Origin of the sequence: Streptomyces sp. NPDC048288 (assembly GCF_043201555.1) — a bacterium.
Lineage (GTDB): Bacteria > Actinomycetota > Actinomycetes > Streptomycetales > Streptomycetaceae > Streptomyces.
In genome coordinates, this window is record NZ_JBICZD010000002.1 from 54639 (window position 1) to 78122 (window position 23484).

Below are 23484 nucleotides of genomic sequence, written 5' to 3' on the forward strand. Positions count from 1 at the left end.
GCATATGGAGACGGGGAGCCCGGCCGGCGCCGGGACGACGGGGACCGAGCCGGTGTGGACGGGACTGCCCTCCGGCCTGCTGCGGATGCGCCGCCTGCTGCTGGTGGTGTGGCTGGGGCTGACCGCCCTCGCCGTAGGGCTGCTGCTCGGGCTGCTCGCGGGCCCGGTGTGGGCGGCGTTCGCGCTGCTGCCGCTGGCCCTGCTGGCCTGGGGCTGGGTGCTGCTGGGCCGCAACTGGCGGTCCTGGCGTTATGCCGAGCGCGCCGACGACCTGCTGATCAGCCGTGGTGTGCTCTGGCGCGAGGAGACCGTGGTGCCCTACGGGCGGATGCAGCTGGTGGAGGTGACCTCGGGGCCCGTCGAGCGGCACTTCGGGCTGGCCAGCGTCCAGCTGCACACCGCCGCCGCGGCCACCGACGCGACCATCCCGGGCCTCGACCCGGCCGAGGCGGAACGGCTGCGCGACCGGCTCACCGAGCTCGGCGAGGCCCGATCGGCGGGCCTGTGACCACGCCGGGCGTCGACGACGCCGTACGCCCGGACAGGGCCGCCGTGGCCGAGCGGCGGCTGCACCCCGTGACGCCGTTCCGGCGGGCGTGGGCGCCGGTCGCGGTGATCGCGGGATGGGCGATGCACGACCCGAACCAGGCCCAGGAACAGCTGACGAAACTGACCACGACCATGCTGCTGGCCGGGTTCGCCGCCCTGGTCACGGCGGGCGCCCTCTACGGCTTCCTCACCTGGTGGTTCACCCACTTCGCGGTGACCGACAGCGAACTGCGCATACGTACCGGCCTGTTGTTCCGGCGCACCGCGCACATCCGGCTGGAGCGGATCCAGGCCGTGGACGTCACCCAGCCGCTGCTGGCGCGCGTGGCGGGCGTCGCCAAGCTGCGCATAGACGTCGTCGGCACCGACAAGAAGGACGAGCTGGCCTTTCTGGGCGAGGGCGAGGCGCGGGCGCTGCGCGCGGAGCTGCTCGCGCGTGCCGCCGGATTCGCGCCGGAGACCGCGCACGAGGTCGGCGAGGCGCCGGCGCACGAGCTGATGCGGGTGCCCCCGAACAAGCTCGCGCTCGCCCTCGTGCTGACCGGCGCGACCTGGGGCTCGCTGGCCGCCGCCCTCGTCGCCCCGCCGCTGCTGTGGCTGGCCACCCACAGCGTGTGGACGGTCCTCGCCACCGCCCTGCCGCTGCTCGGCGCGGCGGCCACGGCCAGCGCGGGGCGGTTCGTCGCGGAGTACGACTGGACGCTCGCGGAGTCCCCGGACGGGCTGCACATCGACCACGGGCTGCTCGACCGCACGCACGAGACGGTGCCGCCGGGCCGGGTGCAGACCGTGCGGATCGTGGAGCCGCTGCTGTGGCGGCCGCTGCGCTGGGTGCGGGTGGAGCTGGACGTGGCCGGGTCGGCGAACTCCGTGCTGGTGCCGGTCGCGCCCCGCGCGGTCGCCGAGTCGGTCGTCGCGCGCGTGCTGCCCGGGGTGACCGTGCCGGCCGGGCTGTCGCGGTCGCCGCGGCGCGCCGAATGGTGCGTGCCGCTGTGGTGGCGCGGCTACGGGTTCGCGGTCACGGACGCGGTGTTCGCCGCCCGGCACGGGCTGCTGCGCCGGAAGCTGTCGCTGGTCCCGCACGCCAAGGTCCAGAGCGTACGACTGACGCAGGGGCCCTGGGAGCGGCTGTGGCGGCTCGCGGACGTTCATGTGGACACGGGGGCCAACAAGACCGTCACGGCCCGTCTACGGGGCGCCGAGGAGGCCGCCGCACTGCTGCGGGAGCAGGCCGAGCGCTCCCGCACGGGCCGCCGGACCGCGCGCCCGGACCGCTGGATGGCCTGAGGCCGGGACCCCGTCGGGGGTCCCGGCCTCAGGATCGCCGCGCGTTCAGGAGGCGGCGTGGCTTCAGGACGCGGCGCTGCGCAGGCCGCCGAGGTTGATCTGCTCCGTCTCGTCGTGCGCGGTCAGGTCGATGACCTGGCCGACGCCCCGGGACTCCGGGTCGGCGGGCTTGAACTCGGCCTCGGACTCGGCCTTGTGGAGCGCGAGGGCCTCCTGGCCGACGACGTCCGCGAGGTCCTCGTTGTGCATGGTGTCCAGCCCGCCCGCCGCGGCGCCCTTCTGCGTACCGAAGAAGTCGAACCCGCCGGTGACCAGCGGCCGCGGGATGGGCGCCGCCGGCAGCACGGCCACCGCGGTCGGCACCGTGAAGTGCCCGGTGGGCCGCACGGAGTTGGCGGACGGCGCGGTCGCGGCCGGGACGTCCTGCTCGGGCCCCGCGGACTGCTCGGGCCCCGCGGACTGCTCGGGCTCTGCCGACCCCTCGGGCGCCGCGGACTCTTCGGACCCTTCGGACCGCTCGGGCCGTTCGGACTCCGCCGGGGTGGTGTCCTCCGGGCCTGCCGTGATGGTGGCGGCCGCGCGCGCGTGCCCGTCGGCCGCCTCGGGCTGCCCCTGGTCCTCGTCCTCCGGCGCGGACTCGCCCTTGGCCTCGGCCGTCTTGGGCTCGGCGGCCGTCTCCGCCACGCTCTCGCCGTCGGCGTCCGCCTCGGCCGCCGGGGTGTCGCTCTCGTCGAACCGGGCCAATGCCACCTTGGCCCGCAGGAACAGCTTGGAACCCTCCGGCGAGAAGACCGCGGGAGTCGCCTCCTCGACCGCCAGCTCCTCGACCGCCAGCTCCTCGACGACGTCCGCGGCCTCTTCGAGCGCTTCCGCGGCCCCGCCGGACGGCAGCTCGTCGGACGGCTCCGCCGCCTCGATCTCCAGCAGGCGACGGCCCTCCAGGGCGCTCGCGCGCTCGGTCTCCGCCGTGGCGTAGCGGCGCAGCAGGGACGCGTGCTCGTTGCGCAGTCCCGCCAGCTCCGCCCGCTTCGCGCGCAGCCGCTGCTCCAGCTTGGTGCGCAGCTCCCGCGACTCCTCGAGGTCGGTCTCCAGCTCGGCGATCCGCTCCTCGTGGCGCCACTCGTCGCTCGCACGCGCGCGTGACAGGTCGGCCACCTGCTTGCCCGCGTCGGTGTCCCAGCGCCGCATGACGGCGGCACCGACGGCCGCGGTGGCCGCGGCTATCGCCGCGAGGGTGCGCAGCACCGTCGGTTGGGAGGACAACCAGGGGCCAAGGGCGCAGACGAGGGAGACACCGGCGATCGCCGAGGGAGGCAACAGCCTGTGCAAAGGTGGGGAATGGCGGTGACGTCCACGTGGCATGGCCAGAAACTTACCGCGCGTAGGCGAATCGTGGTGCCCCGGGCCGTAAAAACACAGCGACAACGAAGTCTTCACACGGCATCGACAGAGCCCGGGTTCAGTGACCGCCCAATCGGCCGCTGATCCACTGGAGAGTCGCGGGGATCTCCCGGCGCCAGGTATTGAAGTTGTGGCCGCCGCTGTCGAGGATGATCGACGAGATCCGGGTCAGCTCCGTGGCCTGCACGCGCGTGATGAATTTCAGCGTGTCCTTGTAGTTCGTTTCCCCGATCCTGCTGCTGGTGACCAGCAGGGACGTCTCCGGGGCGGGCTCGTGCCGCAGCAGCCACCACAGGTTCGCGCGGTTCTGCAGCTGCCGGTCGCCCTGGAAGAGGTCGCCCGTCGTGGCGTCCAGGGGTGCCTTGTACGACGGGGAGAGTCCGGCGCCGGCCCCGTACACGTCGGGGTGGTGCATCGCGAGCTTGAGCGCGCAGTAGCCGCCCGTCGAGTCGCCGACGATCCCCCAGCGGCCCTGCTTGCCGACGGCCCGGTAGTGCGCGCGCACGGCCTCGGGGAGGTCCTTGGCGAAGAAGGTCTCGGTCTGCGGGCCGCGCGGGACGTCCACGCACTCGGTGTCCCGGGGCGGCGCGACCGTGGGCCGCAGCATCACCAGGATCGTCGGCCGCATCCGCCCGTCCCGGACCAGGTGCTGCGCCGTGCGCGGGTAGTGCAGCTTGTCGACCAGCGCCCGCGCGGTGCCGGGATAGCCGCTGAGGACGACCGTCACCGGGAACGTACGGGTGCGGTTCCGCGGCTGGAAGTACTCCGGCGGCAGGTACACGTACGCCGGGGTGGCGATGTGCGTCGTACGGCCGACGATGTCGACCTGCTGGACCTGGCCGGCCGTCCGCGGCAGCGAGCCGCCCATGCCGTGCACCTCGGACGTGGCCACCACCTGCACCGGGCCGCCGGAGGCATGGTCGACGACGACACCCTGGTCGGTCTCCGTACCGAACAGGTCCGCCCAGCTCGCGTAGAAACCGAAAGCCTGGTTGACGGCTATCCCCAGGCACGCGAAGAGCGCCAACTGGGTGGCCAGCAAAAGGCCGACGCGACCGCTGACGGCCCGCCAGTTCCGCCGGGCCAGCCGGGGCCACAGCCACACGGTACCGACGAACAGCAGTAGGGCGGACAAGATCGCCAATGCCAGCATTTTATTGCTCGTGAGACCCATGAGGTGCTTCCTGCCTGCGCTTTCCCCCGTGGCGACCGCCGCTTTCAGCGAGGCTTGCCCTGGGCTTTCCCTGGCCTTTGAACCGGCTTTCCGGTGAGGAGTGAACCTCTCCCCCCGAGACACCGTCCTAGAGGGCGCAATGTCGCCGGATGCCCGAATCGGCACCGGATTCAAGGTCTCTCGCAGAACTACGGGATGCGATGTCTGTCAGGATAGATGGGGAAATGTCGGGCGAGGTTCCGAGCCGATCAGGCCGGGCGCGGCGCATAGTCCGTGGTCCGCGTCCCGAGGCCGTCCCCGCTCTGGTCGGCCGGGCGTGCGCCGTTGTGGGTGCCCTGGACATCGCCGCGGGTGTGTTCCCGCGCTTCCGTCACAGCCGTATGCACGCCATGGCCGAGGTGCTGCCGGGCTCGCTCGGGCCGTTCGCGGCCGCGCTCTCGCTCAGCGCCGGGGTGCTGTTGCTGCTGCTCGCGCACGGGCTCAAGCGGCGCAAGCGCCGGGCGTGGCGGGCCGCGGTCGCGCTGCTGCCGGCCGGTGCGATCTCCCAGTTCGTGTACCGGCACTCGCTCATCGGCGCGCTGATCTCACTGGCGCTGTTCGTACCGCTGGTGATCCACCGCGACGAGTTCAAGGCGCTGCCCGACCCGCGCAGCCGGTGGCGGGCGCTCGCCAACTTCGTCCTCATGAGCGCCGGTTCCCTCGCGCTCGGCCTGGTCATCGTCAGCGCCCACCCCAAGCGCACCATCGGCGACCCGAGCCTGGCCGACCGGCTCACCCACGTGATCTACGGCCTGTTCGGCTTCGAGGGCCCGGTCGACTACGAGGGCTCCACCTCCTGGACGGTCGCCTTCTCGCTCGGCGCGCTCGGCCTGATCACCGCCGTCACCACCATCTACCTCGCGTTCCGCCCCGAACACCCCGCCGCGCACCTCACCGAGGAGGACGAGACGAGGCTGCGCGCCCTGCTGGAGAAGCACGGCGCCCGCGACTCCCTCGGCCACTTCGCGCTCCGCCGCGACAAGGCGGTCGTCTTCTCGCCCAGCGGCAAGGCGGCGGTCACCTACCGCGTCGTCTCCGGCGTGATGCTCGCCAGCGGCGACCCCATCGGCGACGTCGAGGCCTGGCCCGGCGCCATCGAACGCTTCATGGACGAGGCCAAGGCCCACTCCTGGACCCCCGCCGTCATGGGCTGCTCGGAGACGGGCGGCGAGGTGTGGACCCGCGAGACCGGCCTGGACGCCCTCGAACTGGGCGACGAGGCGGTGGTGGACGTGGCGGATTTCTCGCTCGCCGGACGCGCGATGCGCAACGTGCGCCAGATGGTCAAGCGCATCGAGCGGGCCGGCTACGAAACCCGGGTACGGCGCATCCGTGACCTCGGCGAGGCCGAACTGGACCGCATCCGCCGGGCGGCGGAGGACTGGCGCGGCACCGACACCGAACGCGGCTTCTCCATGGCACTCGGCCGCATAGGAGACCCCAACGACGGCGACTGCCTGATCGCCACCGCCCACAAGACCGACGAACTGCCCGGTCCCTACGGCGACCTCAAGGCGATCCTGCACTTCGTGCCCTGGGGCACCGACGGCGTCTCCCTCGACCTGATGCGCCGCGACCGCGCCGCCGACCCCGGGATGAACGAACTGCTCATCGTGGCCGCCCTCCAGGCGTCCCCGAAGCTCGGCATCACCCGGATCTCGCTCAACTTCGCGATGTTCCGCTCGGCGCTCGCGCGCGGCGAGAAGATCGGCGCCGGTCCTGTGCTGCGGGCCTGGCGCGGACTGCTGGTCTTCCTGTCCCGCTGGTTCCAGATCGAGTCGCTGTACAAGTTCAACGCGAAGTTCCAGCCGCGCTGGGAGCCGCGCTTCGTGGTCTACCGGGCCTCCGGCGACCTCCCGCGCATCGGCCTCGCCGCCATGCAGGCCGAGGGCTTCGTCAACCTCGCCCTTCCGCTCCCGCGCTTCCTGCGCCGCACCTCCCCCGCCGCCCGCCCCTGCCCGCACCAGGTGGCCGAGCACGAGGTCCGGGCGGCCTGACCCCACCGACGGGCCCGAGCGGAGCCCCTCACCCTCCAGCCCGGGGGCTCCGCTCGGGCCGCACGGCCCCGCCCCGGCGGGGCCTACGCTGAACGTATGAACAACCAGAGCGGGCGTGGCCAGGTGACAGGGCTTCCGGCATGGGACCGCTGCGCGGTCATGGGGGTCGTGAACGTCACCCCCGACTCCTTCTCCGACGGCGGCCGCTGGTTCGACACGACCATCGCCGTCAAGCACGGTCTCGACCTCGTCACCCAGGGCGCCGACCTGGTCGACGTCGGCGGCGAGTCCACCCGCCCCGGCGCCACCCGCGTCGACGAGGCCGAGGAACTGCGCCGGGTCATCCCCGTGGTCCGCGGCCTCGCCGCCGAAGGCGTCGTCGTCTCCGTGGACACCATGCGCGCCTCGGTCGCCCGGCAGGCCCTCGCCGCCGGCGCCGCCCTCGTCAACGACGTCAGCGGCGGCCTCGCCGACCCCGGCATGATCCCCGCCGTCGCCGAGTCCGGCGCCCCCTTCGTCGTCATGCACTGGCGGGGCTTCCTGGACGGCGGCAATGTCAGGGGCGCGTACGACGACGTCGTCGCCGAGGTCGTCGACGAACTCCGCGCGCGCGTGGACGCCGTCCTCGCCGGCGGCATCGCACCCGACCGGGTCGTCGTCGACCCCGGTCTCGGCTTCTCCAAGGACTCCGAGCACGACCTGACCCTGCTCGCCCACCTCGACCGGCTGCACGCCCTGGGCCACCCGCTGCTGGTCGCCGCCTCCCGCAAGCGGTTCCTCGGCCGGGTGCTGGCCGGACCCGAGGGGGCGCCCCCGCCGGCCCGGGAGCGTGACGCGGCGACGGCCGCCGTCTCCGCGCTCGCCGCGCACGCCGGCGCGTGGGCGGTGCGCGTGCACGAGGTGCGCGCCACGGCGGACGCGGTACGGGTCGCGCGCGCCATCGAGGGCGCCCGCACCGCAGAGGGAGCCCGGTGAGCGCCCCCCATACGGACGTCGAACAGGTCGAGGCCGCCAACACCGCCTTCTACGAGGCACTGGAGAACGGCGACTTCGAAACGGTCTCCTCCCTCTGGCTCACCCCCGCCGACCTGGGCGTCGACGAGGAGTACCACGACCCCGCGGACAGCGGCGTGATCTCCTGCGTGCACCCCGGCTGGCCGGTGCTGACCGGCCGCGGCGAGGTCCTCAGGTCGTACGCGCTGATCATGGCGAACACCGACTACATCCAGTTCTTCCTCACCGACGTGCATGTCTCCGTCACCGGCGACACCGCCCTGGTGACCTGCACGGAGAACATCCTCAGCGGCGGCCCGGCCCCGGAGGGCGGGCAGGAACTGGGCCCGCTGGTGGGCCAGCTCGTCGTCGCCACCAACGTGTTCCGGCGCACCCCGGACGACTGGAAGCTCTGGTCCCACCACGCCTCCCCCGTACTGTCCGAGGCCGACGAGGAGGACGAGGACGACACGCCCTCCTGAGCGGAGGAACCCCCTCGCGGACCAAGAAGTGGCTGGAATCACGAACTCGCGAGTAGCTACGGCTACCAGCCCGTGAGCCGCCGGGTTCTCCGGGGGAAACGCGCGATGAACCCTGCCGGCCAGGGCGGACGCCGCCGCCCCGTACCCCGGCGCTGTCAGTGCCCGCAGGTAGATTCGTGTGTGGCCGGTCCGTCGTCCGCACGCGACGCGACCTCGCCGTCACCGACGATTGCAGGAGTGATTCGCGTGGATCGTGTCGCGCTGCGCGGCCTCAGGGCCCGCGGGCACCACGGTGTCTTCCCCAAGGAACGCGAGGAGGGCCAGACCTTCATCGTGGACCTCGCCCTCGGCCTGGACACCCGGCCCGCGGCGGCCACCGACGACCTCGCGAAGACCGTGCACTACGGCATCGTGGCCGAGGAGGTCGTCGCCGTGGTCGAGGGGGAACCGGTGAACCTGATCGAGACGCTCGCCGAGCGGATCGCCCAGGCCTGCCTGAAGCACGAGGGGGTACAAGAGGTCGAGGTCCGCGTCCACAAGCCCGACGCGCCCATCACCGTCCCGTTCGACGACGTCACCGTCACCATCACCCGGAGCCGAGTATGACCGCATCCTCCCTGCGGGGTCCCAGCGACCCGACCGTACAGCCGGTGCCCGCCTCCGTCGTCGAGCAGGTCGACGCCGCCGACACCACGCTCTCCAACCCCAAACGCGCCGTGGTCGCCCTCGGCTCCAACCTCGGCAACCGCCTGGAGACCCTCCAGGGCGCCGTCGACGCGCTGGAGGACACCCCGGGCGTCCGCATCAAGGCCGTGTCGCCGGTGTACGAGACGGAGCCGTGGGGCGTGGAGCCCGGCAGCCAGCCGACGTACCTCAACGCGATCGTGGTGCTGAAGACCACCCTCCCGCCGTCCTCCCTGCTGGAGCGGGCGCACGCGGTCGAGGAGGCGTTCAACCGGGTGCGGGACGAGCACTGGGGCCCGCGCACCCTCGACGTCGACATCGTCGCCTACGCCGACGTGGTCTCCGACGACCCGCAGCTGACCCTCCCGCACCCGCGGGCCCACCAGCGCGCCTTCGTGCTCGCGCCCTGGTACGACATCGACCCCGAGGCCCAGCTGCCCGGCCTCGGCCCGGTCGCGGAGCTGCTGACCGCCGTCACCCGGCACGGTGTGGAAGCGCGTGCGGACCTGGAACTCCGACTGCCCGAGTAGTCGTTAAGGTCAAGACGACCACATCGCTGCGGGGGAGCTGAAGGAACACAGTGAAAGAGCTGCGGATCAGGGTGCTGGCCGGCGTCTTCGTCGTGGCCGCGGTGCTGTCCTGGGCGGCCGCCCGCCTCTGGAACTCGGTGGGGACCCTGCCCAGCGTGCCGGTGGCCGCCCCCATCGTGCTGGCCCTGATCGCGGTGGTCCTGCTCTCCACGGCGCTCTCGCTGCGCGCCCGCTTCAAGGCGCAGCGCGAGCGGCGCCCGGGCGCCAAGGGCGTCGATCCCCTGATGGCGGCCCGCGCGGTCGTCTTCGGACAGGCCAGCGCCCTGGTCGCGGCCCTGGTCGCCGGCATGTACGGCGGCGCGGGCGTCTTCCTCCTGGAGCTCCTCGACATCCCCGCCCGCCGCGACCAGGCCCTCTACGCCGCCTTCTCGGTCCTCGCCGGCGTCGGCGTCATAGCGGCGGCCATGTTCCTGGAGCGCGTCTGCAAGCTCCCGGAGGACGACGACAACGACCGCAGCGGGGCCGAGCCGGTGGCGTGAGCCCCGCTCCCCCGCAGGGTCAGCGCGCCAGTATCAGGCTCATCGCCTCGGCGCGGGTCGTGGCGTCCCTGAGCTGGCCGCGCACCGCCGACGTGGTCGTCTTGGCGCCCGGCTTGCGGATCCCGCGCACCGACATGCACATGTGCTCGGCCTCCACCACGACGATCACGCCCCGGGCCTCCAGGATCCGCATGAGGGAGTCCGCGACCTGGGTGGTGAGCCGCTCCTGCACCTGAAGGCGGCGGGCGAACACCTCGACCAGCCGGGCGAGCTTCGACAGACCCGTGATCTTGCCGGTCTCCGCCGGGATGTAGCCGACGTGGGCCACACCGTGGAACGGCAGCATGTGGTGCTCGCACAGGCTGACGATCTCGATGTCCTTGACCAGGACCATCTCGTCGTGCCCGAGATCGAACGTCGTCGTCAGGACCTCTTCCGGTTCCTGGTAGTTCCCGGCCAGCAGCTCCCGGTAGGCACGTGCCACCCGCGCCGGAGTCTCGCGGAGCCCCTCACGGTCCGGGTCCTCGCCGACCGCGATCAGCAGTTCGCGTACGGCGTTCTCGGCGCGTTTCTCGTCGAACTCGCCGATGGGGCCCTCGCCGTCCAGGGTCACGGGGTCGGTCATCTGGGGTGCCTCGTTCCATCGGGTCTGCGCATGTGGATCACGCGCCTCATGTACAGGCATTACGGAAATGCCGCGCCCCCCAGGCTAGATCCTGGGGGGCGCGGCATCCATTCCGAGCCAGGTGAGAGCAGTGTGACTCAGCTCTCGGGTCGGTCCTCCGGGGCCTTCTCGACCGCCGGGGCGGACTCGGCCGCCGTGGACTTCACGGTGCTGATCGCGGGCGTCGAGCCGTTCGCCCCGTTGGTCAGTGCGAGCTCCTTGGGGGAGAGCACCGGCGGGCGGGTGGACGGCGTACGGCGGGAGGAGCCGGTCCACGCGGGGCGCGCGGGCCGCTTGTGGATCGCCGCGAAGACCTCGGCGATCTCCTCCTTGCCCAGGGTCTCCTTCTCCAGGAGCTGGAGCACCAGGTTGTCGAGGACGTCGCGGTTCTCGACCAGGATCTCCCAGGCCTCGTTGTGCGCGTTCTCGATGAGCTTCTTGACTTCCTCGTCCACCAGGGCGGCGACCTCTTCCGAGTAGTCGCGCTGGTGGGACATCTCACGGCCGAGGAAGGGCTCGGTGTTGTCGCCGCCGAACTTGATCGCGCCGAGACGCTCGGTCATGCCGTACTGCGTGACCATCGCGCGGGCGGTGGCCGTGGCCTTCTCGATGTCGTTCGCGGCGCCCGTGGTCGGGTCGTGGAAGACCAGTTCCTCGGCCGCGCGACCGCCCAGCATGTAGGCGAGCTGGTCGAGCATCTCGTTGCGCGTGGTCGAGTACTTGTCCTCGTCCGGCAGGACCATCGTGTAGCCGAGGGCACGGCCGCGGGACAGGATCGTGATCTTGTGGACCGGGTCGGAGTTCGGGGAGGCCGCCGCGACCAGGGCGTGTCCGCCCTCGTGGTACGCGGTGATCTTCTTCTCCTTGTCCGACATGATCCGGGTCCGCTTCTGCGGGCCCGCGACCACACGGTCGATCGCCTCGTCCAGGCTGAGGTTGTCGATCAGCTTCTTGTCGCTGCGGGCCGTGAGCAGCGCCGCCTCGTTCAGCACGTTCGACAGGTCCGCGCCGGTGAAGCCCGGCGTGCGGCGGGCGACCGCCGCGAGGTCGACGTCGGGCGCGACCGGCTTGCCCTTCTGGTGGACCTTGAGGATCTCCAGACGGCCCTGCAGGTCCGGCGGGTCGACCGCGATCTGGCGGTCGAAGCGGCCGGGGCGCAGCAGCGCCGGGTCGAGGATGTCGGGCCGGTTCGTCGCGGCGATGAGGATCACGCCGCCCTTGACGTCGAAGCCGTCCATCTCGACGAGCAGCTGGTTCAGGGTCTGCTCGCGCTCGTCGTGACCGCCGCCGAGGCCGGCGCCGCGGTGGCGGCCGACCGCGTCGATCTCGTCGACGAAGACGATCGCCGGGGCGTTCGCCTTGGCCTGCTCGAAGAGGTCACGCACCCGGGAGGCACCGACACCGACGAACATCTCGACGAAGTCGGAACCGGAGATCGAGTAGAAGGGCACCCCGGCCTCGCCGGCGACGGCGCGCGCGAGGAGCGTCTTGCCGGTGCCGGGACGGCCGTAGAGGAGCACGCCCTTGGGAATCTTTGCGCCGACCGCCTGGAACTTGGCCGGCTCCTGGAGGAACTCCTTGATCTCGTGGAGTTCCTCGACGGCCTCGTCGCAGCCCGCGACGTCCGAGAACGTCGTCTTCGGGGTGTCCTTGGTGATGAGCTTCGCCTTGGACTTGCCGAAGTTCATGACGCGGGAGCCGCCGCCCTGCATCTGGTTCATCAGGAACAGGAAGACGACCACGATGAGGACGAAGGGGAGCAGGGAGAGCAGGACACCGAGGAAAGCGTTCTGCTTCGTCGGCGCGACGGTGTAGCCGTCGGGGATCTGCTTGTCCTGGTACTTGGTCTGCAGCGTGTTGGCGATGGTCACGCCCTGGTCGCCGATGTAGCTCGCCTGGATCTTCGAGCTGCCGGAGACCTTCTCGCCGTCCTTGAGCGTGACCTTGATGGTCTGCTCGTCACCGGTGGTCAGCTTGGCCGATTCCACCTTGTTGTCATTGATCGCCGCCACGACCTGGCCGGTGTCCACCGTCTTGTAGCCGCCGGACGAGCCGACGACCTGCATCAACACGACCACGGCAAGGACGGCCAGCACGATCCACATGACCGGCCCACGGAAGTATCGCTTCACGTCCATCCATACGGAGCGAGACGCCCCGTCCCTCCTGCCATAGTGAGTTTGATAAGACAGTTCTTCTGACGGTACCCCAGCTTTGTTACCCAAAGCCGCACGGAGCGGCTCGGACGGCTGGCAAACCCGTCTCTGCATGCTCCAACGGCGCGAAACCCGCTGGGGTTCCCGATCGTCTTACGTAAGTGGACCCTCCGGCGTATCAGCCGGGGGTCAGCCGCCGTAGACGTGAGGCGCGAGCGTACCGACGAACGGGAGATTGCGGTACTTCTCGGCGTAGTCGAGGCCGTAGCCGACGACGAACTCGTTGGGGATGTCGAAGCCGACCCACTCGACGTCGATGGCGACCTTGGCCGCGTCCGGCTTGCGGAGCAGCGTGCAGATCTTCAGGGTCTCGGGCTCGCGGGAGCCGAGGTTGTTGATCAGCCAGGACAGGGTCAGCCCGGAGTCGATGATGTCCTCGACGATCAGGACGTGCTTGCCCTTGATGTCGGTGTCGAGGTCCTTGAGGATCCGCACCACACCGGAGGACTGGGTGCCCGCGCCGTAGGAGGACACGGCCATCCAGTCCATGGTGACGGGGGTGGACAGCGCCCGGGCGAGGTCCGCCATGACCATCACGGCGCCCTTGAGGACGCCCACGATGAGCAGGTCCTTGCCCGCGTACTCCGCGTCGATCTTCGCGGCCAGCTCGACCAGCTTCGCGTCGATCTCTTCCTTGGTGATGAGTACCGCCTGGAGGTCGGCACCCATGTCTTTCGCGTCCACCCGCATCACTTTCGGTCGGTCGTCCCACCGGCCTACCCACCCCGTCGGAGGAGCACCGAGGAGCTCTCCGTGAGGTCGGGATTCAGCCTTGCCGAATCACCAGTCTGCCACCCTGGCGCTGGGCGACGACTTTGCCCGGGAGATTGATGGCTCCCTGACCGCGCCAGCCGGTGATCAGCCGGTCGACTTCCTCGATGTGCCGGGCGAACAGGGAACCGGCCGGCGCGCCCGCCTCGATGGCGGCACGGCGCAGGATCCGGCGGCGCACCGCGGGGGGCAGGGCGTAGAGCTTGGCGCACTCCAGCAGGCCCGCGGCGTCCCGTACGGAGGCCTCGGCCTGGCTGGCCCAGGTGTCCAGGGCGTCGGCGTCGTCACGGGAGAGCTGGGCGGTGCGGGCGAGGGCCTCGACGACGCCCTTGCCGAGGGCCTTCTCCAGGGCGGGCAGGCCCTCGTGGCGGAGCCGGGAGCGGGTGTAGGCCGGGTCCGCGTTGTGCGGGTCGTCCCAGACGGGCAGTGCCTGGACCAGGCAGGCCTTGCGGGCGGTCTGCCGGTCCAGCTGGAGGAAGGGGCGTCGGTAACGGCCGCCGGCCCCCGAGACCGCGGCCATTCCGGACAGGGAGCGGATGCCCGAGCCGCGGGCGAGGCCGAGCAGGACGGTCTCGGCCTGGTCGTCCCTGGTGTGGCCGAGCAGGACCGCCGCGCCGTCGTGCCGCTCCAGGGCGGCGTCCAGGGCCGCGTAGCGGGCGTCGCGGGCGGCCGCCTCGGGTCCGCCGTCGCGGCCGACGGTCACGGTGATCGACTCGACCGGGTCGAGGCCGAGTTCGCGCAGTCTGAGGGCGACCTCCTCGGCGCGCAGGTCGGAGCCGGGCTGCAGGCCGTGGTCGACGGTGATGCCGCCCGCGCGGATGCCGAGCTTGGGGGCCTCGAAGGCGAGGGCGGAGGCGAGCGCCATGGAGTCGGCGCCGCCGGAGCATGCCACAAGGACGAGCGGGGAGGGGGGCCGCTCGTTCGGTGTCTGCTCCGGGATCTCTCCGACGGGGCGCACGACCCGCACACCGGCGTGCCCGAAGGCGCGTTCACCGGGGGTGCGGCTGTGGCGGTTCAGGTCGGTGAGGATGTCGTGGAGGGCGCGGCGGACCGCCAGGCGTATCGCCGCGACCGCAGGATGGGGACCCATGTCCGGTTCCCTTCATGAAGTTTTCGGGGGGTGAGCCCGAGGATCGGTCACTCAGAGTGTGTAGATGGTGACAGAAACGGGCCGTTCCCCGAGCATTGCACGCCTACCCATCGCTCACGGTCCCTCGGACGGGTGATTGAAGGGGCGTTCGCCTGCCGTAGGCCGGATTCGGTTCACCACACATCCGCTGGTTCACGACACACATCCGCGGGTTCACGACTCGGCCTTGCGGTGCACCCGCGCGACCCAGTCCGCCGGTTTGGCGATCTCCGACTTGGTCGGCAGGGTGTTCGGCGAGGTCCACACCCGGTTGAAGCCGTCCATGCCGACCTGGTCGACGACGGCCCGCACGAAGCGTTCGCCGTCGCGGTACTGGCGCAGCTTGGCATCGAGTCCGAGCAGCTTGCGCAGGGTCATGTCCAGCCGGGAGGCGCCCTTGGCACGCCGCTGCTGGAACTTCTCGCGGATCTCCGCGACGGTCGGCACGACGGCCGGTCCGACGCCGTCCATCACGAAGTCGGCGTGGCCCTCCAGGAGGGACATGACGGCGGTGAGCCGGCCGAGGATCTCGCGCTGGGCGGGGGTCTGCACCAGTTCGACGAACGACCGTCCGCCGTCGTCCTCCTCGGCCTCGGGACGGCTGCCGGCGAGGGACTGGGCGGCGTCCCGGATGCGTTCCAGGACGGTCATCGGGTCGACGTCGGTCTCCGACAGGAACGACTGGATCTCGCCCTCCAGATGGGCGCGCAGCCAGGGCACCGCGGAGAACTGGGTGCGGTGCGTCTCCTCGTGCAGGCAGACCCAGAGCCGGAAGTCGTGCGGCTTGACCTCGAGTTCGCGCTCCACGTGGACGATGTTGGGGGCGACGAGCAGCAGCCGGCCGCCGCCGTTCTCGTCCGCCGGGAGGTCGCGGGAGGCGGGGGCGAAGGTCTCGTACTGGCCGAGGACCCGGGACGACAGGAACGACAGCAGCATGCCCAGTTCGACGCCGGTGACCTTGCCGCCGACCGCGCCGAGCACCGCGCCGCCCGGGCTGCCGGCCCGCCGCTCCTGCATCTTGTCGAGGAGCGGCTTGAGCAGTTCCCGGAACCCGGCGACGTTGGCCTTGACCCAGCCGGGTCGGTCCACCACCAGAACGGGGGTGTCGTGGACGTCGCCGGTGCCCATACGAGTGAAGCCCCGGACGTGTTCCTCCGAGGCCTTCGCGTGCCGCCGCAGCTCCGCGACGATGGTCCGGGCCTCGTCGCGGCTCACCTCGGGGCCCGGCCGCACGAGTCGGGTCGCGGTCGCCACCGCGAGATTCCAGTCGACCATCCCTGATGAGGCAGCGCCACCGATGCTCGTCATGCGTCAACCGTACGTGAGCGGTCCCCCTTCGGGCAGACCGTGGAGGTTGGTGAGCTTCGCGTGACTTGTGTCATGGGCTACAGCCCCGCCAGCGCCGTCGCCGTCCGGTCCAGTGCCGCCTGCGCCTCCTCGGGGCTCGTCGTGTCCGAGGTGAGGAAGGCGAAGGCCAGCAGCCGGCCGTCCTTGTCGACGACCGTGCCCGCCAGCGTGTTGACGCCGGTCAGGGTGCCGGTCTTGGCGCGCACGACGCCTGCCGCGCCGTCCCCGTAACGGCTGGTCAGGGTGCCCGTGAAACCGGCCACGGGGAGGCCGGTGAGGACCGGGCGCAGGCCCGGCCGGTCGGCGTCGGCGGCCTTGGCGAGCAGCGCGGTGAGCAGGTTCGCGGTCAGCCGGTCGTCGCGGTTGAGGCCGCTGCCGTCGTGGAAGGAGGCGCCGGTCATCGGCAGGCCCAGGCGGGTCAGTTGGGCTGCGATGGCGGCCGCTCCCCCGTCGAAGCTCGCCGGCCGGCCGCTCGCCAGCGCCGTCTGCCGGGCCAGGGCCTCGGCGATGTCGTTGTCGCTGTTGGTCAGCATGCGCTCGACGATCGAGGACAGCGGCGGCGAGGAGACGGTGGCGAGGGTGGCGGCCCGGCTGCTCGCCTTGGAGGTGCCGGGGGACGAGGTCTTGATGCCGGCGGCCTGCAGGAAGCCCGCGAACTTCCGTGCCGCGTCGGCCGCCGGGTCGCTCACCCGGGTCACCGGCCCCTCGGTGGAGTCGTCGGTGCGGCCCTCGTCGGCCATCAGGGGGCTCACGCGCGCGAGGTTGTCGTTGACGCCGATGGGGTGCAGGTCGGAGCCGGCGTAGAGCGTGGTGTCGTACGAGAGCGTGATCTGCTTGATGCCCCGCGCGGTGAGCGATTTCGCGGTCTCGGTGGCGAGGGTGCGCAGGCTGGCCCAGCCTTCCGCGTCCTTGTGCGCGGTGAGGGTGGGGTCGCCGCCGCCGACCAGGACGACCTCCCTGGTGCCGGGTTCGAGGGCCACGCGCGTGGTGAGGCGGTGGTCGGGGCCGAGGGCGTGGAGGGCGGCGACGGCCGTGGCGATCTTGGTGGTGGAGGCGGGGGTGAGGGCCGTGTCGGCGCCGGAGCCGTACAGGCGCCCGCCGGTGGCCACGTCGACGACCACGGCGGTGCGGGTGCGGCCGAGTGCCGCGTCGGCCAGCAGGGGCTTCAGGACGTCCGTGACGGCCGTTCCGGAGATCCCGGCGGGCCGGCCGCTGGGGGCGGACTTCACGGTGTTCGTGGCGCCGCCCAGGCCCGTCAGGACCGACCCGGCGCTGGGCGCGGGGCTGGGCTCGCCGTCGGCTGTGACGGAGTCCGCACCGGAGCCGTGATCTGCGCCACCCGTCCGTTCCAGCGCGGCCGCCCGGTCCCGCTCGGCCGTACGCTGGCCGGTGGCGTCCCAGGGGCCCGCCGCGGTCGCCACACCGGCGGCCAGCGCGAGCCCGGCCGTGGCGGCGCCCGCGGTGTACTGCCAGGTCTTGAGGGTCCGGGGACGAGGGGGGCGGACCAGGGTGACCAGCCGGGGTCCGGCCGCGCGCGTGACGCGTGCGAGCTGCGGTCCCACTGCCTGCCGCAACCGCGCCACCTGCGGTTTCGTGACGGTCGCGACGCGTGCCAGACGCGGTCGTACGGCGCCCGCGATCTTCCGCACACGCGGTTTCGCGGACTGCCAAGACCTCAGTTCTGGCACGACCACCAGCCCCTTTCGCGATCACACACCTGCGTGAGGGACACTTAACCACCAGAACTATGTGTTGATCATGGAGGAGCCACCGGTGGAGTTCGACGTCACGATCGAGATCCCGAAGGGTTCGCGGAACAAGTACGAGGTGGACCACGAGACCGGTCGGATCCGCCTGGACCGTCGTCTCTTCACCTCGACCGCCTACCCGACCGACTACGGCTTCGTCGAGAACACTCTCGGCGAGGACGGCGACCCGCTGGACGCGCTGGTCATCCTGGACGAGCCCACGTTCCCGGGCTGCCTGATCAAGTGCCGCGCGATCGGCATGTTCCGGATGACGGACGAGGCCGGCGGCGACGACAAGCTGCTGTGCGTTCCGGCCACGGACCCGCGGGTGGAGCACCTGCGCGACATCCACCACGTGTCGGAGTTCGACCGCCTGGAGATCCAGCACTTCTTCGAGGTCTACAAGGACCTGGAGCCCGGCAAGTCCGTCGAGGGCGCCAACTGGGTCGGCCGCACCGACGCCGAGGTGGAGATCGAGCGGTCCTACAAGCGCTTCAAGGAGTCCGGCGGTCACTGAGACGCCGTTCACCCACGAAAACGGGCCGCACGTACCGTGCGGCCCGTTTTTCGTGTCCGCTGTGTGCTCACGCGCATACTGAGGCCTACGTGAAGATGTCGTTCAGGGAGCGTTACGACCGTGACGGAGGCGGAGGACCGCAAGCCCAGCTCGGACGAGGCGCGGTACGACCCGGAGATCACGTCCGAGTTCGCCGTGCCGGCGGGCATCGCGGCCCCCGAGGGCGGCGGTGAGCCCGAGACCACGTCCGAGTTCGCCGTGCCGGAGGGGCTGGCGGCGCGGCAGCCGGTGAGTGCCGAGCCGGAGGGGTCGGCGTTCAGCACGCCGAGCACCTACAGCGCCGAGGACGCCCCGCCGGTCTTCACGCCCGCCTCCGGGTTTCCCGCCGTGAGTCTCGTCAAGGACGCGCCCTGGCAGGACCGGATGCGCACGATGCTGCGCATGCCGGTGGCCGAGCGGCCGGCGCCGGAGCCGGTGCAGAAGGCGGAGGAGGGCGGTCCGGCCGTCCCGCGCGTGCTCGACCTGACGCTGCGTATCGGGGAGCTGCTGCTGGCCGGCGGCGAGGGCGCGGAGGACGTGGAGGCCGCGATGTTCGCGGTCTGCCGGTCCTACGGCCTCGACCGGTGCGAGCCGAACGTCACCTTCACGCTGCTGGCGATCTCGTACCAGCCCTCGCTGGTCGACGACCCGGTGACCGCGTCCCGGACGGTGCGGCGGCGCGGGACCGACTACACGCGTCTGGCGGCCGTCTTCCGGCTCGTGGACGACCTCACCGACCCCGAGGCCCATGTCTCCCTGGAGGAGGCCTACCGGCGGCTCGCGGAGATCCGCCGCAACCGGCACCCGTACCCCGGCTGGGCGCTGACCGCCGCGAGCGGGCTGCTGGCCGGGGCGGCCTCCGTGCTCGTCGGCGGTGACCTGCTGGTGTTCGTGGCGGCGGCGGTGGGCGCGATGCTCGGCGACCGGCTGGCGTGGCTGTGCGCGGGGCGGGGACTGCCGGAGTTCTACCAGTTCATGGTCGCCGCGATGCCGCCGGCCGCGATCGGGGTGGCGTTCGCGCTCGCCCACATCGACGTCGCGGCGTCCGCCGTCGTCACCGGTGGGCTGTTCGCGCTGCTGCCCGGGCGGGCCCTCGTCGCGGGCGTCCAGGACGGGCTGACCGGCTTCTACATCACCGCGTCCGCGCGGCTGCTGGAGGTCATGTACTTCTTCGTCGGCATCGTCATCGGGGTGCTGACGGTCCTGTACTTCGGCCTGAAACTGGGCGGCCGGCTCAATCCCGATGTCGCGCTCAACACCTCCCAACGGCCGCTGCTGCAGATCGCCGCGTCGATGGTGCTGTCGCTGACCTTCGCCGTACTGCTCCAGCAGGAACGATCCACCGTGCTGGCCGTGACCCTCAACGGGGGTGTGGCCTGGTCGGTCTACGGTGCGATGCACTACGCCGGGGAGATCTCACCGGTCGCCTCCACGGCCGTCGCGGCGGGGCTGGTGGGGTTGTTCGGGCAGTTGCTGTCCCGGTTCCGGTTCGCGTCCGCGCTGCCGTACACGACGGCGGCGATCGGGCCGCTGCTGCCGGGGTCGGCGACGTATTTCGGGCTGCTGTCGATGGCCCAGAACGAGGTCGACAAGGGGTTGGTGTCGCTGGCCAAGGCGGCGTCCCTGGCCATGGCGATCGCCATCGGGGTCAACCTGGGGTCGGAGATCTCCCGGTTGACCCTGCGGGTGGGGTCGGCGGGGAAGCGGCGGGCCGCCAAGCGGACGCGGGGGTTCTGAGCGCCTGAGGGGGAGCCGGTGCGGGTGCGTCGGCGGGTGCGGGTGCGTCGTGGCTGGTCGCGCCCACGCGGCGGTAGCCGCAGATTCAACACAGCCCCGCGCCCCTAGGGGGCGCGGTACTGGTCCTCGTTGTACGGGTACTGCTGGTTGTAGTAGCCGTTCTGGTCGTAGTACTGCTGCTGGGGCTGCTGGGGCTGCGCGTACGTCGGCTCGATCCTGCGCAGCTGCGTCGTCGCGTCGTCCATCACCGGGTACGCCGGAGGCTGCTGGAGCGGCGGCTGCGGCTGGGCCGCTTCCTTCTTGGCCTTGGAGCGGGCGCGGAGGAACTCGATGATGATCGGGACCACGGAGACGAGGACGATCAGGATCAGGATCGCCTCGATGTTGTTCTTGACGAAGTCGATCTTGCCGAGCCAGGAGCCGAGCAGGGTGACGCCGGCGCCCCAGAGGATGCCGCCGATGACGTTGAAGGTCAGGAACGAGCGGTACTTCATGCCGCTGACGCCGGCGATGATCGGCGTGAACGTGCGGATCACGGGGACGAAGCGGGCCAGGATCAGGGACTTCGGGCCGTGCTTCTCGAAGAACTCGTGGGCCTTGGCGACGTTCTCCTGCTTGAAGAGGCGGGAGTCCGGGCGGTTGAAGAGCGACGGGCCGACCTTCTTGCCGAACATGTAGCCCGCCTGGTCGCCGAGGATCGCGGCGACGCAGATCAGGGCGACGGCGCCCCAGAGGGGGAAGTCCAGCTGGTGCGAGGTGATCAGCAGGCCGCAGGTGAACAGCAGGGAGTCGCCCGGGAGGAAGAAGCCGATCAGGAGGCCGGACTCGGCGAAGACCACCAGGAGCAGGCCCCAGATGCCGAACGAGTCGAGAAGTTGGTTCGGATCCAACCAGCTCGGGCCGAGAGCGAGCGTCATCGTGGTTCCGGTCGTCACGGTTCCGGGCTCCTGAGGGGTGAGGGCACTACGAGTTCCATGTGCGGGCGCACAAAGCTATCAACGCAATGTGTCCGCCCCAGGTTCCATGGGTGGAACCAGGATGGACTGTGCCCGGCCTGGGGAATGGCTGTGGACATGGGTATCGAAGAGTACGGCGGCGGCCAGGGGCCGCAGCCGGATGTGCTGGTCGTCACCACGAACGACATCCCCGGGTACCGGGTGCGCGAGGTCATCGGCGAGGTCTTCGGGCTGACCGTGCGCTCCCGGCACCTGGGCAGTCAGATCGGCGCGGGTCTGAAGTCGATGATCGGCGGTGAGCTGAAGGGGCTGACGAAGACGCTGGTGCAGACCCGCAACCAGGCCATGGACCGGCTCGTCGAGCAGGCACGCGCGCGAGGCGCCAACGCCGTGCTGGCCTTCCGGTTCGACGTGACCGAGGCGGCGGACGTGGGGACCGAGGTGTGTGCCTACGGCACGGCCGTGATCATCGACAGGACCGCCTAGTCAGACCGTGTGCCGGGCCGCGTTCGCCTCGATGGCCCCCTTCAGGTGCTCGGCCAGACCGGGGGCCATCGAGTCGTAGAACGCCTTGAAGCGCTCGTCGGAGACGTACATCTCGGCGAGGCCGCGGTGCAGGGCGTACGGGCAGTCGTAGAACCAGGCCGAGATGTGCTGCCTGTGTTCCTCGGCCAGGTCCATGGCGCGTTCGCCGGTCGGCGGCTCGGCGCCGGTCACCAGGGCGGCGTAACGCGCGCTCCAGTCGTCGACCTCGTCCTTCATGCGCTGCCAGTCGGCCTTGGTGTAGCGGGCCGCGCGGCGCTGCGACTCGGCGTAGGCCCCGGTGCCGCCCCAGCACTGTTCGGCCTCCTCTGCGTATTGCTCGGGGTCCTTGTCGCCGAAGACCTCGAAGCGTTCCTCGGGGGTGAGGTTGATGCCCATCCTGCGTGCCTCCATGGCGTGCTCCACGGCCGCGGCCATCTTCCGCAGCTTCTCGATCCGGGCGGTCAGCAGGTCGTGCTGCCGGCGCAGGTGTGCGCGCGGGTCGGCCCGTCCGGTCGCCTCGTCGTCGAGCAGGGCCGCGACCTCGTCGAGCGGGAAGCCGAGCTCCCGGTAGAACAGGATCCGCTGGAGCCGTTCGAGGTCGGCGTCGCCGTAGCGCCGGTGGCCCGCGGTGCTGCGCTCGCCCGGGACCAGCAGGCCGATCTCGTCGTAGTGGTGCAGGGTGCGCACGGTGACGCCGGCGAACCCGGCGACCTGTCCTACGGAGTAGTTCACTTCCGCTCCTTTCTGCGCTCCACCCTGGGGCCTCACGCCACGTGAGGTGCAAGCCGGTTCCGTTCAGGATGTTGTGCCGGTTTTGCCCGCTTATGGTGGGCCCGTGGCCCAGGACACCGCGCACCAGGCGCTCCCCACCCCGCCCGCGGCCCCCGCGCGTGCCCTGCTGCCGCTGATCCTGCCCGCTCTGGTCGTCGGGGTCGGCGGCAGTCTGCTGTTCCTGCTGGTGAGCTCGCTGGCCGAGCGGCTGCAGCACGTGCTGTGGAACAACCTGCCGGACGCGCTGGGCATCGGACGGTACTCGGTGCTGTGGATGGTCGTGATGCTGACGGCCACCGGTGTCGCGGTGGGTCTTGTGGTGTGGAAGGTGCCCGGGCACGCGGGGCCGGATCCGGCCACCCTGGGGCTGGAGGCGGTGGCGATGCCCCCGGCCGTGCTGCCGGGGCTGGTCCTGGCGACCGTGCTGATGCTGGCGGGCGGGCCGAGCCTCGGTCCGGAGAACCCGCTCATCGCCGTCAACGTCGGGCTCGCGCTGTGGCTGGGGCGGCTCGCGATGCCCCGGCTGCCGAACTCGCTGTGGCCCGCGCTGGCCGACGCGGCGACGCTCGGCGCGCTGTTCGGTACGCCGGTGGCGGCGGCCCTGGTCATCTCCGAGGCGCTGGCCGGGAAACCGCTGAAGGGGGCGTTGTGGGACAACCTCTTCGGGCCGCTGATGGCCGCGGGGGCGGGCGCGATGACGACCGCCCTGGTGAGCCGTCCGACGCTGGACCTCGGGCTGCCCGCGCTGAGCGACCCGCGCTGGCCCGATCTGCTGGGGGCCCTGGTGGTGGCCCCCGCGGCCGCGCTGCTCGGCATGTGCGCCGTCTACGCCTTCCCGTACGTCCACGGCGTCTTCCGGCGCCTCGGGCACCCCATGGTGGCCCTTCCGGCCGGCGGGCTGGTGCTGGGCCTGCTGGGGGCGCTGGGCGGCCATCTGACGCTCTTCAAGGGGCTGGACGAGGTCGCGGAGCTGGCGAAGGACCCCGAGGGCTGGTCGGCCGGGCAGTTCGCCGTGATGGCGGTCGTCAAGCTGGCCGCGCTGCTGGTGGCCGCCTCCTGCGGTTTCCGCGGCGGCCGGATCTTCCCGTCGGTGTTCATCGGCGCGGCCTTCGGGCTGTGCGCCCATGCCCTGGTGCCCGCGGTCCAGCCCTCGGCGAGCGTGGCGGCGGGTGTGCTGGGCATGCTGTTGGCGATCACCCGCCAGGGCTGGGTGAGCCTGTTCACGGCCGCCGTGCTGGTGGCCTCGCCGAGCATCATCGCGCTGCTGTGCGTCGCGTCGCTGCCCGCGTGGCTGATGGTGACCGGGCGGCCCAGAATGCAGCTGCGGACGGACGGTACGGCCCTGCGCTGATCCCCGTGAGTCGACCCTGTGCATCGTGAGTCGTGAAT

22 protein-coding genes are annotated in these 23484 nt (G+C 71.4%); 12 read left to right on the plus strand and 10 right to left on the minus strand.

The features are described from left to right. Positions 1-4: 4 nt before the first annotated feature. Positions 5-508 carry a PH domain-containing protein gene (locus tag ACGFZS_RS06595; protein WP_359206036.1) on the plus strand — a complete coding sequence of 168 codons (504 nt, stop codon included), beginning with the start codon at positions 5-7 and terminating at the stop codon, positions 506-508. After that, positions 505-1836, plus strand: coding sequence for a PH domain-containing protein (locus tag ACGFZS_RS06600; RefSeq protein ID WP_393794159.1), 1332 nt, complete (start codon positions 505-507; stop codon positions 1834-1836). Before ACGFZS_RS06595 ends, ACGFZS_RS06600 begins: the two co-directional genes overlap by 4 nt. A gap of 63 nt (positions 1837-1899) precedes the next feature. On the opposite strand, the gene ACGFZS_RS06605 is transcribed toward ACGFZS_RS06600, so the two are convergent. Together ACGFZS_RS06605 and ACGFZS_RS06610 are read right to left on the minus strand one after the other, a co-directional pair. Next, the gene (locus ACGFZS_RS06605) at positions 1900-3198 is read right to left on the minus strand and encodes a hypothetical protein (RefSeq protein WP_393794160.1); all 1299 of its coding nucleotides are present in this window, start codon (positions 3196-3198) and stop codon (positions 1900-1902) included. Positions 3199-3295: 97 nt separating this feature from the next. Beyond that, positions 3296-4411, minus strand: a complete 1116-nt coding sequence (locus ACGFZS_RS06610) for an alpha/beta hydrolase (protein ID WP_393794161.1) — start codon at positions 4409-4411, stop codon at positions 3296-3298. Between the two features lie 224 nt (positions 4412-4635). On the opposite strand from ACGFZS_RS06610, the gene ACGFZS_RS06615 reads away from it, so the two are divergent. The 6 genes from ACGFZS_RS06615 (at position 4636) to ACGFZS_RS06640 (ending at position 9675) form a co-directional block, all read left to right on the plus strand. Then, positions 4636-6447, plus strand: a complete 1812-nt coding sequence (locus ACGFZS_RS06615; protein WP_393794162.1) for a phosphatidylglycerol lysyltransferase domain-containing protein — start codon at positions 4636-4638, stop codon at positions 6445-6447. 96 nt (positions 6448-6543) lie between these two features. Beyond that, positions 6544-7422: a dihydropteroate synthase gene (folP, locus tag ACGFZS_RS06620; RefSeq protein ID WP_393794163.1), complete on the plus strand. Its 879-nt coding sequence runs from the start codon at positions 6544-6546 to the stop codon at positions 7420-7422. Next, positions 7419-7922 carry a nuclear transport factor 2 family protein gene (locus tag ACGFZS_RS06625; RefSeq protein WP_393794164.1) on the plus strand — a complete coding sequence of 168 codons (504 nt, stop codon included), beginning with the start codon at positions 7419-7421 and terminating at the stop codon, positions 7920-7922. Before folP ends, ACGFZS_RS06625 begins: the two co-directional genes overlap by 4 nt. Before the next feature lie 246 nt (positions 7923-8168). Beyond that, positions 8169-8528: a dihydroneopterin aldolase gene (gene folB / locus ACGFZS_RS06630; protein WP_393660051.1), complete on the plus strand. Its 360-nt coding sequence runs from the start codon at positions 8169-8171 to the stop codon at positions 8526-8528. Next, positions 8525-9136 (plus strand): 2-amino-4-hydroxy-6-hydroxymethyldihydropteridine diphosphokinase, encoded by a 612-nt coding sequence (folK, locus tag ACGFZS_RS06635; protein ID WP_393794165.1) that lies wholly within the window; start codon positions 8525-8527, stop codon positions 9134-9136. The genes folB and folK overlap by 4 nt, the downstream gene beginning before the upstream one ends. Before the next feature lie 50 nt (positions 9137-9186). After that, a complete protein-coding gene (locus ACGFZS_RS06640) occupies positions 9187-9675 on the plus strand; it encodes a DUF3180 domain-containing protein (protein ID WP_393794166.1) in 489 nt (162 codons plus the stop codon). A gap of 19 nt (positions 9676-9694) precedes the next feature. Here the strand turns inward: ACGFZS_RS06640 and folE are convergent, their stop codons facing one another. The 6 genes from folE to dacB all read right to left on the minus strand — a co-directional run bounded on the left by folE (position 9695) and on the right by dacB (position 17451). Next, a complete protein-coding gene (gene folE, locus ACGFZS_RS06645; protein ID WP_355722245.1) occupies positions 9695-10300 on the minus strand; it encodes a GTP cyclohydrolase I FolE in 606 nt (201 codons plus the stop codon). A gap of 137 nt (positions 10301-10437) precedes the next feature. Next, positions 10438-12477 carry an ATP-dependent zinc metalloprotease FtsH gene (gene ftsH / locus ACGFZS_RS06650; protein ID WP_393794167.1) on the minus strand — a complete coding sequence of 680 codons (2040 nt, stop codon included), beginning with the start codon at positions 12475-12477 and terminating at the stop codon, positions 10438-10440. Positions 12478-12684: 207 nt separating this feature from the next. Next, complete coding sequence (gene hpt, locus ACGFZS_RS06655; protein ID WP_359206847.1) at positions 12685-13245, minus strand: hypoxanthine phosphoribosyltransferase; 561 nt, start codon at positions 13243-13245, stop codon at positions 12685-12687. Between the two features lie 76 nt (positions 13246-13321). Further along, positions 13322-14416, minus strand: a complete 1095-nt coding sequence (gene tilS / locus ACGFZS_RS06660) for a tRNA lysidine(34) synthetase TilS (RefSeq protein ID WP_393794168.1) — start codon at positions 14414-14416, stop codon at positions 13322-13324. Positions 14417-14629: 213 nt separating this feature from the next. Continuing rightward, positions 14630-15763 carry a zinc-dependent metalloprotease gene (locus ACGFZS_RS06665; protein WP_359206053.1) on the minus strand — a complete coding sequence of 378 codons (1134 nt, stop codon included), beginning with the start codon at positions 15761-15763 and terminating at the stop codon, positions 14630-14632. A gap of 77 nt (positions 15764-15840) precedes the next feature. Further along, positions 15841-17451, minus strand: a complete 1611-nt coding sequence (dacB, locus tag ACGFZS_RS06670; protein ID WP_393794169.1) for a D-alanyl-D-alanine carboxypeptidase/D-alanyl-D-alanine-endopeptidase — start codon at positions 17449-17451, stop codon at positions 15841-15843. A gap of 124 nt (positions 17452-17575) precedes the next feature. Between dacB and ACGFZS_RS06675 the strand changes: the two genes are divergently transcribed. Together ACGFZS_RS06675 and ACGFZS_RS06680 are read left to right on the plus strand one after the other, a co-directional pair. Further along, complete coding sequence (locus ACGFZS_RS06675; protein WP_089099927.1) at positions 17576-18067, plus strand: inorganic diphosphatase; 492 nt, start codon at positions 17576-17578, stop codon at positions 18065-18067. Between the two features lie 120 nt (positions 18068-18187). Continuing rightward, positions 18188-19843 carry a threonine/serine exporter ThrE family protein gene (locus ACGFZS_RS06680; RefSeq protein WP_393794170.1) on the plus strand — a complete coding sequence of 552 codons (1656 nt, stop codon included), beginning with the start codon at positions 18188-18190 and terminating at the stop codon, positions 19841-19843. Positions 19844-19947: 104 nt separating this feature from the next. On the opposite strand, the gene ACGFZS_RS06685 is transcribed toward ACGFZS_RS06680, so the two are convergent. Next, positions 19948-20760, minus strand: a complete 813-nt coding sequence (locus ACGFZS_RS06685) for a DedA family protein (protein ID WP_393794861.1) — start codon at positions 20758-20760, stop codon at positions 19948-19950. A 156-nt stretch (positions 20761-20916) separates the two neighbouring features. On the opposite strand from ACGFZS_RS06685, the gene ACGFZS_RS06690 reads away from it, so the two are divergent. Then, positions 20917-21285: a YbjQ family protein gene (locus ACGFZS_RS06690; protein WP_393794171.1), complete on the plus strand. Its 369-nt coding sequence runs from the start codon at positions 20917-20919 to the stop codon at positions 21283-21285. Here the strand turns inward: ACGFZS_RS06690 and ACGFZS_RS06695 are convergent, their stop codons facing one another. After that, positions 21286-22056: a MerR family transcriptional regulator gene (locus tag ACGFZS_RS06695; RefSeq protein ID WP_393794172.1), complete on the minus strand. Its 771-nt coding sequence runs from the start codon at positions 22054-22056 to the stop codon at positions 21286-21288. Between the two features lie 103 nt (positions 22057-22159). On the opposite strand from ACGFZS_RS06695, the gene ACGFZS_RS06700 reads away from it, so the two are divergent. Next, the gene (locus ACGFZS_RS06700) at positions 22160-23446 is read left to right on the plus strand and encodes an ion channel protein (protein WP_393794173.1); all 1287 of its coding nucleotides are present in this window, start codon (positions 22160-22162) and stop codon (positions 23444-23446) included. Positions 23447-23484 lie beyond the last annotated feature (38 nt).